At 41.7% G+C, this 19507-nt stretch carries 19 protein-coding genes; 10 read left to right on the forward strand and 9 right to left on the reverse strand.

From position 1 onward, the window contains the following. Window positions 1-232: 232 nt before the first annotated feature. From nagA to asnB, 4 genes are all read left to right on the forward strand, one after another. Window positions 233-1369, forward strand: coding sequence for an N-acetylglucosamine-6-phosphate deacetylase (nagA, locus tag L4C54_RS04790; RefSeq protein ID WP_428807270.1), 1137 nt, complete (start codon window positions 233-235; stop codon window positions 1367-1369). 2 nt (window positions 1370-1371) lie between these two features. Next, on the forward strand, window positions 1372-2586 hold the full coding sequence (gene nagC, locus L4C54_RS04795; RefSeq protein WP_428803785.1) for a DNA-binding transcriptional regulator NagC: 1215 nt from the start codon (window positions 1372-1374) through the stop codon (window positions 2584-2586). Between the two features lie 97 nt (window positions 2587-2683). Then, window positions 2684-4291, forward strand: coding sequence for a cation:proton antiporter domain-containing protein (locus L4C54_RS04800; RefSeq protein WP_428807271.1), 1608 nt, complete (start codon window positions 2684-2686; stop codon window positions 4289-4291). Window positions 4292-4503: 212 nt separating this feature from the next. After that, entirely contained in the window at window positions 4504-6168 is a 1665-nt protein-coding gene (gene asnB / locus L4C54_RS04805) for an asparagine synthase B (protein ID WP_428807272.1), read from the forward strand. 92 nt (window positions 6169-6260) lie between these two features. On the opposite strand, the gene rfaH is transcribed toward asnB, so the two are convergent. The 4 genes from rfaH to htpG form a co-directional block, all read right to left on the reverse strand. After that, window positions 6261-6758: a transcription/translation regulatory transformer protein RfaH gene (rfaH, locus tag L4C54_RS04810; RefSeq protein ID WP_428807403.1), complete on the reverse strand. Its 498-nt coding sequence runs from the start codon at window positions 6756-6758 to the stop codon at window positions 6261-6263. A gap of 165 nt (window positions 6759-6923) precedes the next feature. Continuing rightward, a complete protein-coding gene (gene hemH, locus L4C54_RS04815) occupies window positions 6924-7886 on the reverse strand; it encodes a ferrochelatase (protein WP_428807273.1) in 963 nt (320 codons plus the stop codon). A gap of 98 nt (window positions 7887-7984) precedes the next feature. Beyond that, entirely contained in the window at window positions 7985-8629 is a 645-nt protein-coding gene (gene adk, locus L4C54_RS04820; RefSeq protein ID WP_428807274.1) for an adenylate kinase, read from the reverse strand. Between the two features lie 352 nt (window positions 8630-8981). After that, window positions 8982-10886 (reverse strand): molecular chaperone HtpG, encoded by a 1905-nt coding sequence (gene htpG, locus L4C54_RS04825; RefSeq protein ID WP_428807275.1) that lies wholly within the window; start codon window positions 10884-10886, stop codon window positions 8982-8984. Window positions 10887-11138: 252 nt separating this feature from the next. Here htpG and L4C54_RS04830 point away from each other — a divergent pair, with 252 nt between their 5' ends. The 3 genes from L4C54_RS04830 (at window position 11139) to L4C54_RS04840 (ending at window position 13354) form a co-directional block, all read left to right on the forward strand. Beyond that, window positions 11139-11993 (forward strand): winged helix-turn-helix domain-containing protein, encoded by an 855-nt coding sequence (locus L4C54_RS04830; RefSeq protein ID WP_428807276.1) that lies wholly within the window; start codon window positions 11139-11141, stop codon window positions 11991-11993. Window positions 11994-12004: 11 nt separating this feature from the next. Then, window positions 12005-12517 (forward strand): regulatory protein ToxS, encoded by a 513-nt coding sequence (locus tag L4C54_RS04835; protein ID WP_428803817.1) that lies wholly within the window; start codon window positions 12005-12007, stop codon window positions 12515-12517. An 81-nt stretch (window positions 12518-12598) separates the two neighbouring features. Beyond that, complete coding sequence (locus L4C54_RS04840; protein ID WP_428807277.1) at window positions 12599-13354, forward strand: sulfite exporter TauE/SafE family protein; 756 nt, start codon at window positions 12599-12601, stop codon at window positions 13352-13354. Between the two features lie 79 nt (window positions 13355-13433). Here L4C54_RS04840 and yfcE read toward each other — a convergent pair whose 3' ends face one another. Genes yfcE through L4C54_RS04865 form a run of 5 tightly spaced genes read right to left on the reverse strand, consistent with a single transcriptional unit; the run spans window position 13434 to window position 16303 of the window. Beyond that, window positions 13434-13985, reverse strand: coding sequence for a phosphodiesterase (gene yfcE / locus L4C54_RS04845; protein ID WP_428807278.1), 552 nt, complete (start codon window positions 13983-13985; stop codon window positions 13434-13436). Window positions 13986-14018: 33 nt separating this feature from the next. Beyond that, the gene (locus L4C54_RS04850) at window positions 14019-14441 is read right to left on the reverse strand and encodes a CBS domain-containing protein (protein ID WP_428803776.1); all 423 of its coding nucleotides are present in this window, start codon (window positions 14439-14441) and stop codon (window positions 14019-14021) included. Continuing rightward, window positions 14438-14788 carry a P-II family nitrogen regulator gene (locus tag L4C54_RS04855; RefSeq protein ID WP_428803775.1) on the reverse strand — a complete coding sequence of 117 codons (351 nt, stop codon included), beginning with the start codon at window positions 14786-14788 and terminating at the stop codon, window positions 14438-14440. The genes L4C54_RS04850 and L4C54_RS04855 overlap by 4 nt, the downstream gene beginning before the upstream one ends. Next, the gene (locus tag L4C54_RS04860) at window positions 14778-15572 is read right to left on the reverse strand and encodes a DUF1538 domain-containing protein (protein WP_428807279.1); all 795 of its coding nucleotides are present in this window, start codon (window positions 15570-15572) and stop codon (window positions 14778-14780) included. The genes L4C54_RS04855 and L4C54_RS04860 overlap by 11 nt, the downstream gene beginning before the upstream one ends. Beyond that, a complete protein-coding gene (locus L4C54_RS04865; RefSeq protein WP_428807280.1) occupies window positions 15569-16303 on the reverse strand; it encodes a DUF1538 family protein in 735 nt (244 codons plus the stop codon). Before L4C54_RS04865 ends, L4C54_RS04860 begins: the two co-directional genes overlap by 4 nt. A 187-nt stretch (window positions 16304-16490) precedes the next feature. Here L4C54_RS04865 and L4C54_RS04870 point away from each other — a divergent pair, with 187 nt between their 5' ends. The 3 genes from L4C54_RS04870 (at window position 16491) to L4C54_RS04880 (ending at window position 19459) form a co-directional block, all read left to right on the forward strand. Beyond that, window positions 16491-17405 carry a TIGR01777 family oxidoreductase gene (locus L4C54_RS04870; protein ID WP_428807281.1) on the forward strand — a complete coding sequence of 305 codons (915 nt, stop codon included), beginning with the start codon at window positions 16491-16493 and terminating at the stop codon, window positions 17403-17405. A gap of 42 nt (window positions 17406-17447) precedes the next feature. Further along, window positions 17448-18275 (forward strand): SDR family oxidoreductase, encoded by an 828-nt coding sequence (locus L4C54_RS04875; protein WP_428807282.1) that lies wholly within the window; start codon window positions 17448-17450, stop codon window positions 18273-18275. A gap of 329 nt (window positions 18276-18604) precedes the next feature. Next, the gene (locus tag L4C54_RS04880) at window positions 18605-19459 is read left to right on the forward strand and encodes a tetratricopeptide repeat protein (protein WP_428807283.1); all 855 of its coding nucleotides are present in this window, start codon (window positions 18605-18607) and stop codon (window positions 19457-19459) included. The last annotated feature ends 48 nt before the right edge of the window (window positions 19460-19507 follow it).

Consider the following 19507-nt stretch of genomic DNA (forward strand, 5'->3'; position numbering starts at 1 on the left):
GCTCAGGGCAATAGAATAAAGGGTTTTAATCGCTTTTTAAGATGCGATTTAATGCAAATTAACGCATTGAATATAAAGCACCTACAATAGATACGCTCCGTTATTTCACACCGTTTGCTAACTAAATTTCCAACCTAATTGAACGACAAAAAAGAAGTTTACCTTAACCAATTTGTTTTCAATTAAGTTCAATAAAATTTACATAATTTCAAACTATAAGGATTAGCTAATCATGTATGCGCTAACGAATTGTAAAATCTTTACCGGCAGCGATGTGCTTGTTAATCATGCCGTTATTATTAACGAAGGCCTGATCGACACGATATGCCCACTAGCAGAGTTACCGTCGGGGATCGATACTAAAGATTTGCAAGGCGCAAACCTAAGTCCTGGCTTTATCGATTTGCAACTAAATGGTTGTGGCGGCGTAATGCTGAACGATGAAATCACGGCTGATACAATGCAAACGATGCATCTAGCTAACCTTAAATCTGGCTGTACCAGCTTCTTACCAACGTTAATCACCTCTTCTGACGAAGACATGAAAAACTCGATTATCGCGGCACGTGAATACCACGAGAAGTATCAAAACCAATCTCTAGGTCTTCACCTTGAAGGTCCATACCTAAATGTTCTAAAAAAAGGCATTCATAGCGTTGATCACATTCGCCCATCAGATGACAGCATGATTGACCTCATCTGTGACAATGCTGATTTGGTCACTAAGGTTACATTGGCTCCTGAACAAAATAAGCCGGAGCATATTGAGCGCCTTAAAAAAGCAGGAGTTGTGGTCGCCATTGGTCATACTAATGCAACTTACGCTGAAGCACGTCAAGGCTTCGACTCTGGTATTACCTTTGCAACTCACTTATTCAATGCCATGACGCCAATGGTTGGTCGTGAACCAGGTGTTGTGGGTGCTATTTACGATACGCCTGAAGTCTACGCTGGAATCATTGCTGATGGTTTTCACGTTGACTATGCCAACATCCGAATTGCTCACAAAATTAAGGGTGAAAAGCTCGTATTAGTGACCGATGCCACAGCTCCAGCAGGTGCTGAGATGGATTACTTTATTTTTGTCGGCAAGAAAGTATATTACCGTGATGGCAAGTGTGTTGATGAAAACGGCACACTTGGCGGCTCTGCACTGACTATGATTGAAGCAGTTCAAAATACAGTAGAGCATGTCGGTATCGCTTTGGATGAAGCTCTTCGTATGGCTACGCTATACCCAGCTGCAGCAATAGGTGTTGATGACCAACTTGGCCGAATTAAAAAAGGCATGGTCGCTAACCTAGCTGTTTTTGATAGAGACTTTAATGTTCAAGCGACTGTTGTTAACGGACAATACGAGCAAAATTAATAATGAATGGCGGACAAATAGGTAACGTAGATTTAGTTAAACAACTAAATAGCGCAGCAGTATATCGACTTATCGATCAGAAAGGCCCTATATCTAGGATACAGGTTGCTGATGTTAGTCAACTAGCACCCGCAAGTGTTACCAAAATCACCCGTCAACTTCTTGAGCGCGGCTTAATTAAAGAGGTCGCGCAACAAGCATCAACCGGTGGACGCCGAGCAATATCTTTAACCACCGAAGTGGAACCTTTCCATTCCGTTGCGGTAAGGTTAGGCCGTGATTACGTACAATTTAGCCTATATAACTTAGGTGGTAACGAGCTCGTGACTGAACATCATGAGCTTCTTTATACCAATCAAAACGAACTTACTGATGGCTTGGTTAAGCATTTAAGCCAATTCATAGACAGCCACCGTTCGATCACAAACCAACTTATCGCAATTGGCATTGCCCTACCCGGGTTAGTCGATCCTGAAAAAGGGATCGTTGAGTACATGCCAAATACCGACATTGATAACTTACCGCTTGGTAGCATTATCAAAGACAAATTTAATGTTGAGTGTTTTGTCGGCAATGATGTACGTGGTATCGCATTGGCTGAACATTATTTTGGTGCTTCAAAAGACTGCCAAGATTCCATTCTAGTCAGTGTTCATCGCGGTACTGGTGCTGGTATTATTGTGAACGGCCAAGTTTTTCTTGGTTTTAATCGAAATGTTGGTGAGATCGGGCACATTCAAATCGATCCACTCGGTGAACAGTGTCAATGTGGCAACTTTGGTTGTTTAGAAACCGTCGCTTCAAACCCTGCAATCACAGATCGCGTGACTAAGCTAATCGCACAAGGTTATGAATCTAGCCTGACTAAACTAGATAGAGTCACTATCCAAGATGTTTGTAAGCATGCTAACTTAGGTGATGAACTCGCAACTCAAAGTCTTGTTCGGGTTGGCAATCAGCTAGGTAAAGCAATAGCAATCACCATCAACTTGTTTAACCCACAAAAAGTGATCATTGCAGGTGACATTACCGCTTGTGAAGATATTCTTTTCCCTGCGATCCGTCGTAATGTTGAAAACCAATCTTTGACGACATTCCATCGCTCGTTGCCAATCGTCGCTTCTTTAGTCGACAATCAACCGACTATTGGTGCCTTTGCAATGATTAAACGCTCGATGCTAAACGGAGTGTTGTTACAAAAACTATTAGAAGATTAACCTCATTAGTCACTACTCAAAGTGCAACTAATTGATGTACACTTCAAGGCTGTGATTTCTCACAGCCTTTTTGCCATCTAGGATAGTTACCAATCATATGGAAATTATATTTATTACCACTGCGTTCATCGCAGGCTTTTTAGCACTTAAATGCAACCTACCCCCACTTGTTGGTTTCTTATTAGCAGGATTTGCTCTTCATGCTTTTGGCTACCAAACCAATGAAACAATCATTACATTGGCCGATCTCGGTGTAACCCTGCTTCTTTTCACGATTGGGTTAAAGCTAGATGTTAAGATTTTACTGTCCAAAGAAATATGGGCAGGAGCAACGGTTCACAACCTTCTTTCAACACTATCTTTTAGTGCCGCATTGCTCGTTTTTAAATTTCTTGGTGTCTCTAGCCTTGCTAATATTGCGCTTGAACAAATTGTCCTTCTCGCTTTCGCACTCTCGTTTTCCTCAACGGTTTTTGCGGTTAAGACACTGCAAGAAAAAGGTGAGATGAACTCAACTTATGGAACACTCGCGATTGGTATTCTTGTTATGCAAGATATCTTCGCGGTTGTGTTCCTAACCGTATCAACTGGAAAAATTCCTGAATGGTATGCCATTGGACTGTTCGCCCTTCCTCTATTAAGACCGCTGTTTTACCGCTTACTTGATAAAGTTGGGCATGGTGAAATGCTAGTCCTTTGCGGCATTTTCATCTGCTTAGTTCTTGGCGCAGGGTTGTTCGACTTAGTTGGCGTTAAAGCAGACTTGGGCGCTCTACTTATTGGCATGTTGCTAGCCGGGCACAAAAAAGCATCTGAGCTCTCTAAATCGCTCTTTAACATTAAAGAGCTATTACTCGTCTGCTTCTTCTTAAATATTGGGCTATCAGGTCAACCGACCATATCAGCTATTGGGCTCTCTCTGCTATTTATGCTCATTCTGCCAATTAACGGTGCTCTATATTTCTTAATTCTTAATTCCTACAAATTCAGAGTTAGAACTTCTTTTTTAACCTCTTTGTCTCTACTAAACTTTAGTGAATTCGGCCTAATTGTAGGTGGACTAGCGTTTAGTCGGGGTTGGATATCTAGCGATATTTTAGTGGCCCTTGCACTAACCGTGTCGCTATCTTTCATAATCGCTGCACCAATCAATAGAAAAGGACATGAGCTATATCAACGCTCTGGTCGCTGGCTAAAAGAGCATGCAGCAGAGAAGCTTCATAACCGTGACCAACTAATCAACCCAGGGAACGCTCAAATATTAATTCTTGGAATGGGACGAATCGGTTCAGGCGCTTATGATGAACTCATTACTCGTTATGGGAAAATAAGCCTTGGCGTGGAAGTAAAAGAAGAAGCAGCTTTAGAGCATCGCTCAGAAGGAAGAAATGTAATTTCCGGTGATGCTACAGACCCTGATTTCTGGGAGCGAATTCTAGATACAGCCAATGTAAAGCTCGTGTTGCTTGCTATGCCACACCACCAAGGTAATCAAATTGCATTGGAACAGCTTCAATCCCGTAATTTCCAAGGACAAATTGCCGCTATTGCTGAATATTCTGACCAAATGGATCTATTGGTAGAGCAAGGTGTTGATGCTGCATTTAATATTTATAATGAAGCAGGCAGCGGTTTTGCTCGTCACGTTTGTGAAAAATTAGAGCCTAACTTTGTTACAGTAGACGAGGCCTCTACTCAGCATTAGTCTCATTATTCAACGCGAGGTACTCTGTATCTCGCGTTTATTGTCTACCACACCCTTCCCCATTAGAAAAAATTCACCACAACAGCCATTTAAGTGAATAATTTCCACTCCTACGCGCTATTTCTCATTTTCTTTCTCTTTAACTGTTGCTTTTCTTAACCAAAATGGCAAATTGCTATTAACAGGTTAAACATAATTTAAAAGGAAGTTGTATGTGTTCAATATTCGGCATATTAGATATTAAAAGCGATGCAAGTGCGCTTCGTCCAGTTGCGTTAGAGATGTCTAAAAAATTACGCCACCGTGGGCCCGATTGGTCAGGGATTTATGCTTCAGATAACGCTATTTTGGCACACGAGCGTCTAGCCATCGTAGGGCTAAACAGCGGTGCTCAACCACTCTATAGCCACGACAAAAAACACATACTTGCAGTAAACGGCGAGATCTATAACCACAAGGAGATCCGTGCTCGTTACGAAGATAAATACGACTTCCAAACAGATTCAGATTGTGAAGTTATCTTGGCGCTATACCAAGAGTATGGTTCTGAGCTTTTAGAAGAACTTAATGGTATTTTCGCATTTGTTTTATACGATGAAGAGAAAGACCAATACTTAGTAGGTCGTGACCATATTGGTATCATTCCTCTTTACCAAGGCTATGATGAGCACGGTAACTATTACGTTGCGTCGGAAATGAAAGCGCTTGTTTCTGTTTGTAAAACGGTCAGTGAGTTCCCTCCTGGCAGCTACTACACCTCTGGTGACTCAGAGCCACAGCGTTACTACACAAGAGACTGGAACGAATACGCAGCAGTACAAGGCAACTCAACCAGTAAAGAAGACCTTACGGAAGCGCTTGAAGCCGCCGTTAAGCGTCAATTAATGACTGATGTACCTTACGGTGTATTGCTATCTGGTGGTCTAGACTCATCGATTACTTCTGCTGTCGCTAAACGTTTTGCTGCAATGCGTATCGAAGATGACGGTCAATCAGAAGCTTGGTGGCCACAATTGCACTCATTTGCTGTCGGCTTAGAAGGTGCTCCCGATCTGATTGCAGCACGTGAAGTGGCAGATCAAATTGGTACGGTTCACCATGAAATGACCTACACAATTCAAGAAGGTCTTGATGCAATCCGTGATGTTATTTATCACATAGAAACCTACGATGTAACGACGATTCGTGCCTCGACACCTATGTACTTGCTCGCAAGAAAGATCAAAGCTATGGGTATTAAGATGGTTCTTTCTGGCGAAGGCGCTGATGAAATCTTTGGTGGTTACTTATACTTCCACAAAGCGCCAAACGCTAAAGAGTTCCATGAAGAAACCGTTCGTAAGCTGTTAGCACTGAACATGTTCGATTGCGCTCGTGCAAACAAATCACTTGCAGCATGGGGTGTTGAAGGCCGTGTACCATTCTTAGATAAAGAGTTTATCGACGTAGCAATGCGTTTAAACCCTGAAGATAAAATGTGTGGCAACGGTAAAATGGAAAAACACATTCTTCGTGAATGTTTTGAACACTACTTACCTGAAGCTATCGCTTGGCGTCAAAAAGAGCAGTTCTCTGATGGTGTTGGTTATGAATGGATCGATACACTAAAAGCCACTGCCGATGAGAAGGTAACCGATAAGCAGATGGAAACAGCCGCATTCCGTTTTCCATACAACACGCCTCAAACAAAAGAGGGGTACGCTTACCGTGAAATCTTTGAAGAGCTATTCCCGCTAGAGTCAGCAGCTGAGTGTGTACCTGGTGGGCCATCTGTAGCATGTTCATCTGCGAAAGCAATTGAATGGGATGAGTCATTCCAAAACTGTGTTGACCCATCAGGTCGTGCGGTTCAAGCTATTCATAACGATTCGTACTAATTAATGTAGATAGAGCCATCATTAACTAAAAAAAGGCACCTAAGGGTGCCTTTTTTATTTTTATCAATGGGTTAAGTCGAACTCAAATGTAATCAATTCAAATCTAAATCTTTATTATCAATACTAATAGGGACTACTTTACTGATCATTTTGACCAATAATATGGATCTTAACTCACCATCTGACTCTTGATAAATAGCGTCAATACCTGAGAATTGGCCACCAACAACACTTACCGCTTCCCCTTTTAGAGGTAAATTAACAGCTTCGATCTCATCGTTCTCTTGCTCAAGCTTTTTGAGGGTGTATATCAAATCCCCTTGAACTTCTTGAGGCTGACTCCCTAAGCGAACGAAATCAACCACACCACGGGTAGAACGAACTGTTGTAAAGGATGGTCCTGCTTCAAAATCAAAACGTACGAACATATACGATGGAAAAAGTGGCTCTTTTTTAATTGTTTTCTTACCACGAGTTATTATTTCCAACTCTACCTCAGGATAAAAAACCTCAACAGCTTGATTTTCGAGATGTACCTTCGCACGCTTCTGATCACCTCGTTTACAATATAAAAGATACCAACGTTTCATTTCTTTAAACCAACTTCTTGTTACCAAATCAAATCCATCGATACTATATGTTACAGGCCTATTTTCTTCCACCAACAAATTTACCGCCTTAGGTGAAAAAGGGCTAATTAAGTAACATCTAGCGCTTTATTCCGTAAAATTCAAGCTAACCGCCCTTCCACTATCTTAGGCTGTGCTTTTTACAAGATCTTTCATCATGTCAATGTGTGCATCATCGTCGTTCAGGCAAGGGATGTAATTAAATTGTTTGCCACCTGCATCCTTATAAATCTCTTGGCACTCTTGAGCGATCTCTTCAAGCGTCTCTAGACAATCAACCGAAAAAGCCGGTGAAATTATATCGAGAGATGTATATCCACTCTTGGGTAACTCTTCCAACGTATCCTTTACATAAGGCTTCAGCCACTCCTCTCGACCAAACCGAGATTGATAGGTCATGCCTATCTTATCTTCTGGTAAGTCTAACGCCTTCGCAAGAAGCTGTGTTGTCTGCTCACAGTGGAGTGGGTAAACATCGCCATTGTCAGCAAAACGTTTAGGGATCCCATGATATGAGCAAAGTAAGTAGTCACTTCTGCCCTTTTCTTCCCAAGATCTCCTGACCGATTGAGCGAGCGCTTCGATATAAAGTGGGTGTTGCTGGTAGCTAGAGATAAACTGGTAGCTAGGCACGACAGTCAACTTAGATAACGCAGTACCAAATGCATCAGATACAGCCGCAGTCGTAGTTCCTGAATACTGAGGATAAAGCGGCAGTACCGTAATGCTATCCACTCCTCTTGCTTGCAAAGCCTCTATACCAGATTGAATGCTAGGACTGCCGTAGGTCATTCCTAATTCAACAGGCATGTCTAACACCTTCTCTAGCTTGACGGCTTGACGCTGTGAATAGACCATTAAAGGCGAGCCATCCTCTTGCCATACCGCTTGATACAGTTTTGCGACCTTAGGGGCTCGGAAGGGAATAATGACCCCTTTTAATAGCGGATACCAAATAAGACGAGACATATCGACAACTCGACTGTCGAGTAAAAATTGACTTAAAAATCGTTTAACTTCGACGGTTGTCGCTTCTGTCGGTGTGCCAAGATTAACGAGTAATACACCTTGTTGATGTCTCTGAGTCATGATGTCCTATCTGATAGTTTTTATAGCTAAGTTATTAAAAAAGCGACCGAAAAAGGTCGCTTTAAATATAACAAATTCTTAAGAATGCAGTTAACGATTTATGCTAAAGCTTTCTCAATGTCAGCACTTACTTCGCCAACTTGCTTAGTGCCGTCGAACTTAAGGTACTTAGTGTTACCAGCTTCAGCTTCTTTACCGTAGTACTCGATAAGTGGCGCTGTTTGCTCATGATATACACCAAGACGTGCACGAACAGTCTCTTCTTTGTCGTCATCACGAACAACTAGATCTTCACCTGTTACATCATCCTTACCTTCCACTTTAGGTGGGTTGAATGTTGTGTGGTAAGTGCGACCAGAAGCTAGGTGAGCACGACGACCCGCCATACGCTCAACGATTACAGCGTCAGCAACATCAAATTCGATCACGTAGTCAACTTCTACACCCATCTCTTTCAAGCCATCAGCTTGAGGGATAGTGCGTGGGAAGCCATCTAGCAAAAAGCCTTTCTCACAATCAGCTTGAGCAATACGCTCTTTAATAAGACCTAGAATGATTTCATCAGAAACAAGTTGGCCTGCATCAATTACGGCTTTCGCTTGCTTGCCCATTTCAGTGCCCGCTTTGATAGCAGCTCTTAGCATGTCACCCGTTGAGATTTGTGGAATGCCATACTTTTCCATGATGAATTGAGCTTGTGTGCCTTTACCTGCACCTGGAGCACCTAGAAGGATGATGCGCATGTTTGTTCCTCTTTAGATAAAAATTGATTTATACCGAAGCTCACTGTGGCACTAAATAATAAACTCAACGTGATTAAGCCCAAGCCTATAACTTTATTGCCTTAAGCAACGATAAGTTTCGGTATAACGTATTAAAACAATATCCCTTTGTCATGAATACCAATGCTTATAGCCTGTTATTCTGCCGGGCATATTAACATAATTTTTGACGTTCGATCCGATTTACGACTAAAGAATGGCTCTAGACGCAACCGTTACCCTACAAAAGGAGTGGAATAACTTCTATTTCAGCGATTTTAACCAATAAAAATAAAAAAGCCCGCCTAGGCGAGCTTTCATACTGATTATGCTATTACGCTTTAGTCAAAAGCTTGTTGATCGCGCCTACAAACTGAGACGGATCTTCCATTGAGCCCTTCTCTGCAAGCATTGCTTGACCAAGAAGAACTTCAACCCAACCACCGAACGCTTGTTCATCAGCCTCATCAGCCATGCGCTTAACAAGATCATGTTGAGGGTTAAGCTCAAAGATGTACTTTACTTGAGGCGCTTCTTGGCCTGCCGCTTCTAAAAGCTTCGCCATTTGAGTGCCCATCTCAAAGTCATCAGTCACGACAACCGCTGGTGTATTTGCCAACTTGAACGTTGTGCGAACTTCTTTTACACGGTCACCAAGGTAAGCTTGAGTACGCTCTACAACAGACTTGAACTCTTCTTCTGTCTCTTTTTGTTGTTCTTTCTCTGCTTCATCGTCAAACTTAGTCAGATCAAGACCTGCTTTGGTGATTGATTGGAACTGCTTACCATCAAATTCAGTCAGGTAGTTCATTAACCATTCATCGATGCGGTCAGACATTAAGATAACTTCAATACCCTTCGCTTTAAATTGCTCTAGGTGAGGACTGTTTTTCGCAGCGACATAGCTATCAGCCGTTAGGTAATAGATTTTATCTTGCTCTTCTTTCATGCGTTCAACATAAGAAGCAAGGCCAATAGTTTGATCCGCCGATTCAACTTCTGTCGATGCAAAGCGTAGTAGACCCGCTACTTTCTCTTTGTTTGCATTGTCTTCAGCTGGCCCTTCTTTTAGTACTAGACCAAACTCTTTCCAGAAGCTTTGGTATTTTTCTTCTTCGTTCTTAGCTAAACGCTCTAACATTGTCAGTACACGCTTTGTACAAGCGTTACGTAGCGACTGCGTTACTTTGTTATCTTGTAGAATTTCACGAGATACGTTTAGCGGCAGATCGTTAGAGTCGATTAGACCACGAGTGAAACGCAGGTATGACGGCATAAACTGCTCAGCGTCATCCATAATAAATACACGTTGAACATATAGCTTTAGACCAGATTTATGGTCACGGTTCATCATGTCCCAAGGTGCTTTTGCTGGGATGTAAAGCAAGCTTGTATAATCGTTCTTACCTTCAACTTTGTTGTGGCTCCACAGTAGAGGATCCGCAAAGTCGTGAGAAACATGCTTATAGAACTCTTGGTACTCTTCTTCCGAGATGTCAGACTTATTACGAGTCCATAGTGCTTGAGCTTTGTTTATCTGCTCCCACTTTGTCTCTTCTGTCTCATTGCCTTCTTCGTCTTTCACTGTCGTTAAGATAGAAACTGGAATGCCAATATGATCTGAGTACTTGCTAATGACCTCACGTACACGCCATTCAGAAAGGAACTCTTTTCCTTCATCGCGCATATGTAAAATAATATCGGTACCGCGTGTTTCTTTGGTGATGTCTTCAATCGTGTAATCACCTTCGCCAGCAGAGTGCCATTGAACAGCCTGATCAGATGCTAGGCCTGCACAACGAGTACGAACAGTAACGGCATCAGCTACAATAAATGCAGAATAGAAGCCCACGCCGAATTGACCGATAAGCTGTGAATCTTTACCTTGATCTTCAGAAAGCTTTGAGAAGAAATCAGCAGTACCCGATTTAGCTATCGTACCTAGGTGTTCAATAACATCATCACGAGTCATACCAATGCCGTTATCAGACACCGTTAATGTATTTGCTTTTTCATCAAACGATAACTTAACGCCTAGGTCAGCATCACCAGCGTATAAGCTTGAATCTGATAGCGCTTGGAAACGAAGTTTGTCTGATGCGTCAGAAGCATTAGAAATAAGCTCTCGTAGGAAAATTTCTTTGTTCGAATACAGAGAGTGAATCATTAGGTGAAGTAGCTGTTTTACTTCAGATTGAAAGCCACGCGTTTCTTTATTGCTTGTTGCCGTATCGCTCATATTAGCTCCGTGATTCTGTATATTTCATTGATTGATTTACATCCCTATAGAGGGCGCATTGATAGTTAACATGAGGATGACAATTGTAAATTCAAGGTCAAAAATCATAAAAACACTGTTTTTTTTATGATTTTTGTTTATCCTAGGCGCGAAACTTATCAAAGAAACTAAAGCTATTCATTTGATGTTTCATTCATTGACATTCAAACTGAGCGTTTACCCCCAACAATTTGTATAAATAAGAAGAGTCCAATGAGCAATATAGGCACAAAGTTTATCCTCGCAGACCGGTTTACTTTTGACCCGAATAACAACTCATTAGTAGATCAAGAAAGTGATACTGATCTAGTTCGATTAGGTAGCAATGAAAGCCGTATTCTTTTGTTACTATGTGAGCGACCAAACGAAGTGATTACTCGTAACGAGTTACATGAATTTGTTTGGCGAGATCAAGGTTTTGAAGTGGATGACTCGAGCCTAACTCAAGCGATTTCAACGCTGAGAAAAATGTTGAAGGACTCAACAAAATCACCTCTGTTTGTAAAAACAGTACCAAAGCGTGGTTACCAACTGATCTGTTCGGTTGAACTCACCACCGCTCTAGCTGGCACTAAAGATACCTTTTCGACTGCTGTTGACGATACCCCCGTAGCTGAAATTACAACACCTATTTCAGACAGCGTCGCTAACGAATCCCCTGACGATAAGGCGTTACCCCGTATTGAGCCTAACTTCAACGTCGCTAAGCCAACAAGATTCATTACCAACCTTTTATTAGCTATTGCTGTTTTCCTACCTTTGGCTGTCACATTATTTACAACGCCTAGTGAGACTAAGTTTAGAGAACTCGCTACGTTTCAGGATGTTCCTGTTATGACACCAATGAACCACCCAGAAATGGGGCAATGGTTACCTTCTCTTGAAGCGTGCGTTAATAATTATTTAGAAGTACATAACGGTGAGCTAGTACCAAGTCAGATTATTGCCACCGGCGGTCAAAATGATCAGATCGTTTTGAACTACATTCATAACATAGAAAGCTCAGCCAACAACAAGAGCGTTCGTATCATTTGGAATAACCCTAATATCAAGAAGGTGTGTAAGTAATGGATAAAATGATGACTCAAAAAGTCGCTGCCATAATTCTTGCAGCATCGGTTATATTTAGTAGCTGGTTATACTGGGGAAGTGACCTTAAAGTGGAACAGGTTCTTACTTCTCATGAGTGGCAATCACGAATGATCACAGAGATCTCTCACACTGTTGAGGATTCTGTCGGACCATTGCGACGTGCTGAAGTAAACTCAAACGTTAAGTATCTGCCAAACGGCACATACATTCGCGTGTCTCTTGTCCGACTGATGGTCGAAAATAGCGATGCTGAAACGATGATTAACATATCAGAAACGGGTGAATGGGATATCAGTGATAACTATTTATTAGTTTCACCAAAAGAGTTTAAAGATGTTTCGTCTGCACAGACCAAAGACTTTACTGAAGATCAATTAAAGCTCATCACCCAACTATTCAAAATGGATGCTCAACAGAGTCGCCGAATTGACATCGTCAACGATAAAACACTGCTACTGACTAGCCTGAGTCACGGTTCAACGGTATTGTTTACCAATTAAACAATTATAACTATTAGCAGTTAGAGGGAGACGATTGTCTCCCTTTTGTTTTTAGACTAAGCAAGCCTGAGAAGGATCTCAATGAACACTTTCGATGCTTCCATTCTTTTTATTGGTTCACTCATTGCCAATACCCTAGCCTCTCTTTCTGGAGGTGGCGCAGGATTACTCCAATTCCCTCTGCTTATTTTTTTGGGCCTGCCCTTTTCTATCGCTCTTGGCACCCACAAAATCGCCAGTGTTGCGTTAGGGCTTGGTGCGGCTTACACCCATATAAAAAATAAAACATGCAACCTTCGACTTGCACTCTTCATTACGATTACTGGTTGTTTCGGCGTCATTCTTGGTGCCAATGTTGTGTTACTAATTCCTGAAGCCATTGCAACAAAAACGCTTGGTGTAATGATTTTGTGCTTAGGTATATATTCCCGCCTAAAAAAATCGTTAGGTCACATTGAAGAACCCACCAACCGAACACCCATCGGTTTTTTTATTGGTGCGCAAGGACTCTTCACAATAGGCATTATTAACGGTTCATTGACGGCGGGATCTGGTTTACTCGTTACTCTATTTTTAGTTCGCTGGTTTGGTTTAAGCTATAAACAAGCCGTCGCTTATACAATGTTGTGCGTGGGAATCGTCTGGAATGGTATTGGTGGAATGAGCGTTGCAGCGGCAGGGGCGCCTATCTATTGGCAATGGATCCCAATTCTACTGCTCAGCTCTTTTTTAGGGGGCAGTATTGGCGCTCACATCGCTCTAAAAAGGAGTAATAAAACCATCAAGGTTTGCTTTGAGATCCTAACGCTTGCGGTTGGTATCAAGCTCGTTATCTAAATAATGCAGCCACCAAGCGTGACTATCCAATTCAACGAGCTTAGGGTTGGTTGTTTAATCTAAATAATCATAAATGATGTTAATATGAGCATTTACACGCTGATATTACATCACCTGAAAAACTAATCACTTGTAACTCACCATCAGAATACAAACCATAACTTGCCGGGTGACCATCTCTTGGAAATGTAACCGAGCCCGGGTTAAACAAGATAATGCCATCATCTTTTTCAGCGACTGGGATATGGGTATGTCCAAATGCCATAAGATCATTAATCTTTAATGGTGGACGCTTTGTTGAATTGTATAAATGCCCATGTGTGATAAACATTCGTTGCCCTGACTCTAATAACAGCCATGTATAGTCTGTCATCATTGGAAAGCTCAGCAACATTTGATCCACTTCGCTATCACAGTTTCCTCTCACTGCAATGATCGAATCGGCATACTGATTGAGCAGCGTCGCTACATCAGCAGGAGCATAGCCCTCAGGTATAGGGTTTCTTGGTCCATGATTAAGAACATCCCCTAGTAAAACTAAAGTATCTGCACCTGACTGTTCAAATTTTTCTAGTACTCGTTGAGTCGCAGGCAAGCTTCCATGTAAATCGGATGCAAAAAATAATTCCACTGATATCTCTCCTCAAATAATATGAGGCGTATTCTAAATTCTATTTAACCGTTCGTCATCTCTTGCCATGCCATTAACCACAATATTATTGTAGCTAACCATACCAATCACCTCGCCATTTTCAATCACTGGTGCACGGCTAATACCAAATCGCTCAAACAGACGAGCACAATATTTAACATTCATATCTGGATCAACAGACAACGCTGGTTTGGTCATAATTTCGTATACATTGGTTCTTAAGGGAGAGCGGTTTCTAGCCAGAACTTTTTTAGCAATATCATTCATCAACACGATACCAAACTCATCGTCGTCATGGCGCTTATTAACAATCAAAGCTTTAACTAAACCTTGTCTAGCTAACGTAATTGCTTCATTCACCGTCGTTAAGCCATCCACCATGACGTAGGTATTCGCCATAACGTCCCGCACTCGAATTTTTTCATGCTTATTCATAATTCATCCTCGACAACTTTGGTTAATGTTTCCATTTGATGAGCGACACCGACCGCATCTTCCACATCAATTTGAACTGCAATACCTTGACCTGATTCTGCATCAAATTCACCGACCTCACTGATCGTTTCTAAAATGTGCCTAGACAAGTGTTCTTCAACAACAAACAGCAGTACATCTTTTTGAACCTCTAAGGTTAAGCCAAAGAAAGTACGTTTTTTATTGAGCCCCTCCCCTCTGGCATTATTTATAACCGTCGCTCCTGTCGCTCCTGCGTTCCTAGCCGCATCAAGGACGATATCGGTTCTACTATCTTCAACAAACGCTAGTATGAGTTTAAAGCGCATCTGATTTCTCCTTTGATACTTTCGTTTTATTTAATGCTTGTGTAATTTGCGCGTACGCCATAACCGAAATGATTGGAAATAGGCTTGCAAATGCAATTAACCCGAACCCATCAATAACAGGATTTCGTCCCGGGACCGTTGATGCTAGACCTAGCCCTAACGCTGCTACTAATGGAACCGTTACTGTAGACGTTGTCACTCCGCCAGAGTCGTACGCGAGTGGAATAATTAACTTAGGCGCGTAAAAGGTCTGAATAACAACAATGGCGTAACCACCAATGATGTAATAATGAATTGGATCCCCAACAACAATTCGATAGCTTCCAAGTGCAATACCAAATGCCACGCCTAGAGCTACTGCAATTCTTAAGCCGTTCACACTAATACTGCCACCGGAAACTTGATTGGCCTTTATTGCAACGGCAATCAAAGATGGCTCAGCGACCGTCGTGCTAAAGCCAATAAGAAATGCAAACAAGTAGACCCAGTAGTAATCAATCCAAGAGAGTTTTTCTCCGAGGGAAATTCGAACTTCATTGAGAAATTTAGGAGCGGTAAGTTGCTGTGCCATTGTTTCCCCCAAAGGGAACAAAGCGAGCTCTAAACCAATAAGAAATAAAGACAGACCTAAAAGAACATAAACAAAGCCTAATAATACATGAGGTAAGTTATTGACAGGGCGACGCAGCACCGCAGCTTGAAAACCAAATAATATGGTGACAATAGGAATGACATTGATGATGGTATCTAAAAACGTATTTATAAAATGGTCAACTGTGATCATCCCAGCACCATTCCATAAACCATAACAAACATCATTGGTAATAAAGAGGCAAAAGCGATTAAGCCGAACCCATCAAGCATTGGGTTTCGGCCTTTAATTGCAGAGGCTAAGCCGACGCCTAAAGCCGTGACTAAAGGGACAGTAATGGTTGACGTTGTCACGCCGCCTGAGTCGTAAGCAATGCCAATAATATGCTCAGGAGCAAAGCCTGTGAGTATTACGACACCAATATAACCACCAATGATCATATAGTGTATTGGCCACCCTTTAAGGATTCTTAATACACCAATCAAAATTGCAAAACCAACAGATAGAGCAACGGTGTAACGCAGCCCACTCGCATAGGAATCCCTCTCCTCGGCAGAATTAGTAATGACCCCCCCTTCTGCCGCGACTTCGGCCGCTTCGTTTGCTACAGCCGTCAACGCAGGTTCAGCTACCGTAGTACCAAACCCCAGACAAAAAGCAAAAACCAATAGCCAGAATACACTCCCCTTACGCGCGAAGGCTTGTGCCATTGATTCACCAATGGGAAATAGCCCCATCTCTAATCCAAAAATAAAAAACGTTAAACCCAGGACGACAAGTACCAATCCAAAGACAATCGAAATAAGGTTAGGTAAAGGTTCTTGCAATACCACTAGCTGGAAAAAGCTGATAACAGCAATGATGGGTAAAAGGTCTCTGAAGCTTGTGAGCATTGACTTAAATAGTGCGACTAGGCCGTTCATTCAATCTCCATGAAATAAATGAGCTTTATCATCATGGCAAATAGAATTGATGTATGATGTGATTAACGTAACGAGGTGGAAATAAAACTGATATTTATTGCAACGTTAACTGTTATTAACCCCATGAATGGCACGAAACTGTGGCATATAACATAACGTTACTATACTTATGTAAGCAGGAGGCCTAATGAAGCTATTAATTACAGGTGGCACAGGTTTTATCGGTCAAGAGTTGCTAAAGCATTTAGCCTCTTATGAAATAGTGGCTCTAACACGCGATGTAGAGCACGCAAAAAAACGACTTTCTCATATAAACGATACCACTCTTTCATTTCTCACTTCTCTTGATGATCTTCATGACCTCAATGGCTTTGATGCCATTATTAATCTTGCTGGCGAACCTATCGCGAGTAAGCGTTGGTCAAAAACTCAGAAGAAACATATTACTCATAGCCGTTGGAGCATAACTGAAAGATTAGTCGAACTTATCCACGCAAGTACAACCCCTCCCTCTATCTTTATTAGTGGTTCAGCTGTTGGCTATTACGGCGATCAACAATTTCATCCTTTTGATGAGTCTTTACATGTCAATCAATCAGGCTTTCCGCACCAAGTCTGTGAAAAGTGGGAGAGTATCGCTAAACGGGCACGCTCTGAACACACTCGAGTATGCATTATTCGAACGGGTTTAGTACTTCACCCTACAGGCGGAGCACTATTAAAAATGCTACCAGTCTATAAATGTGGCATTGGCGGTTCAATCGGCTCAGGAAAGCAATACATGCCATGGATCCATATGACTGATATGGTTCGCGCTATCATCCACTTGCTTGATACTCCACATGCCGACGGTCCATTTAACCTTACTGCCCCTCACCCGGTAACCAATGCTCACTTCAGTCAAATGCTTGCTAAAACTTTAGGCCGTCCACATTTTTTGTTTACACCCAAGTGGCTCATTCGTTTATTGCTTGGCGAAAGCTCAACACTTCTTTTAGATAGCACTCGATGCAAGCCTAAAAAATTAACTGACCTTGGCTTTCATTTTAATTACTCACGTATAGAGCCCGCTTTTAAAAACCTATTACAACCTTATAATTAATCGACTATTCTATCCGTTGTTTTCTACTACTGTGTATTTCAAATGAGTCGATGGGTATTAATAACAGGCTGTTCTTCTGGCATTGGGCTAACAGCAGCAAAAACTCTTAAAGAACGCGGATATAAGGTGATTGCGTCATGTCGCCAAAAGCAAGATGTAGAGCGTCTAATTCAGCAAGGCATCACTTGCATTCAGCTTGATCTTAGTGATGAAGAATCCATCAACACCGCTGTTGAATCCGTTTTACAAATATCAAACAATCAACTTTACGCTTTGTTTAACAATGGTGCCTACGGACAACCCGGTGCCATTGAAGATCTTCCAACACAATCACTTCGAGCGCAATTTGAAGCCAACTTCTTCGGCTGGCACCAACTAACAACTCTACTTCTCCCAGCTATGCGTAATAATGGAGAAGGCCGAATCATTCAAAACAGTTCAATACTTGGCTTTGCCGCAATGAAGTATCGAGGTGCCTATAACGCATCTAAGTTCGCCATTGAGGGTTGGAGTGATACATTGCGGCTTGAACTTTCAGGAACAAATATTCATATTTCATTGATTGAGCCCGGACCGATAGAGACTCAGTTTCGAGCCAATGCACTTAAAGCATTTGAAAAGTGGATAGATCCGATAAATAGCGTCCATCATGAAGCTTATGCCCTGCAAAAGTCTAGGCTAAATAACGATACATCTAGCAATGCCTTCGTACTTCCTCCCGAGGCATGTATACCCCCTTTAATTCACGCACTGGAATCTCCTAGGCCAAAGCTTCGTTATCGGGTAACAACACCAACCAAAGTATTCGCGGTATTAAAGAGGCTACTTCCAAATCGTTGGCTTGATAAACTACTACAAAAAGCGGCTTAAAATTTGACCTGTAATGAAACCGTCATAGATCTCTGTCATATTGTTTATGAAACATACAAGAATGTTACATAAAACATTAGATCAGGTGAAAAATTCAATGACATTAACTCAACTCAATTTGCTTGGTGTATGCGTTACACTAACTTTGTTTATTTTGTTTTAGCTTGCCCCCAAGGCCCAATCAATTACAGCCCAACAATTGCTGATCCGAAAATAGTTACTCCCTATATGCCGCTTGTTTAAGCGGCATTTTTGATTTCCCCTTGATAAATCACCTTTTAGACCCTATTTCTATTAGCAATAGATCGGATCACCTAGGATAGCGACAAATGCAATCACCTTATATTGTTGAAATGAATGAGCAAAACTTCAGAGAGATTCTTGAAGGCTCGACAACAACCCCAGTTCTTATTCACTTCTGGGCACCAATGAGCCAAGAGAGTGCGCAGATCATTCCGCAGCTTCAAGCGCTCACTCAGCAATACAACGGCGCATATACGTTAGCACTTCTTAACTGTGAACAAGAACAAGCGATCGCTTCTCAATTTGGTGTGCAAGCGTTGCCAACGATTGCACTATTTATCAATGGCCAAGCAGTGGATGGAATGGGTGGTCCTCAGGAAATTGCCGCCATTGAACAGATGCTTGCAAAACATCTTCCTAGCCAAGATGAACTGAACCTCAATAAAGCTATTGAGCTAATGCAAACAAACGAATATGAACAAGCATTAGCACTGTTTAATGAGCTAAGTGATGAGATAAAATCAAAGCCAGAAGTAAAACTAGCGATCGCTGAAGGCTTGCTTGAAACACAGCAGTTCGATTTAGCTGAGGAGCAGTTAGCTATTATCCCACTAGAATATCAAGACAACTATTATAAAACCCTAATAGCAAAGCTTGAGCTTCATAAGCAAGCTGCTGATAGCCCTGAAATTCAAGCACTTGAGTCTGCACTAGCCAAAGACCCAAATGATTACGCGACTGTGTGTGAACTTGCACTCCAATACCACCAAGTGAGCAGATCAGAGGAAGGACTAGAACTTTTATGGGGACATTTAAAATCAAATTTGAATGTTCACGATGGTGAGTTGAAGAAAACAATTATGGACATTTTAAGTGCACTGGGCCAAACCAGTGCAATCGCAGGGAAATATCGACGTCAGCTTTACTCATTGCTCTACTAGCAACCAATTCAACATAACGATTCAATACTCATCAAATAATGTCTTAAG

The sequence above is a fragment of the Vibrio lamellibrachiae genome (assembly GCF_050337265.1).
In the GTDB taxonomy this organism is placed as follows: Bacteria; Pseudomonadota; Gammaproteobacteria; order Enterobacterales; family Vibrionaceae; genus Vibrio; species Vibrio kyushuensis.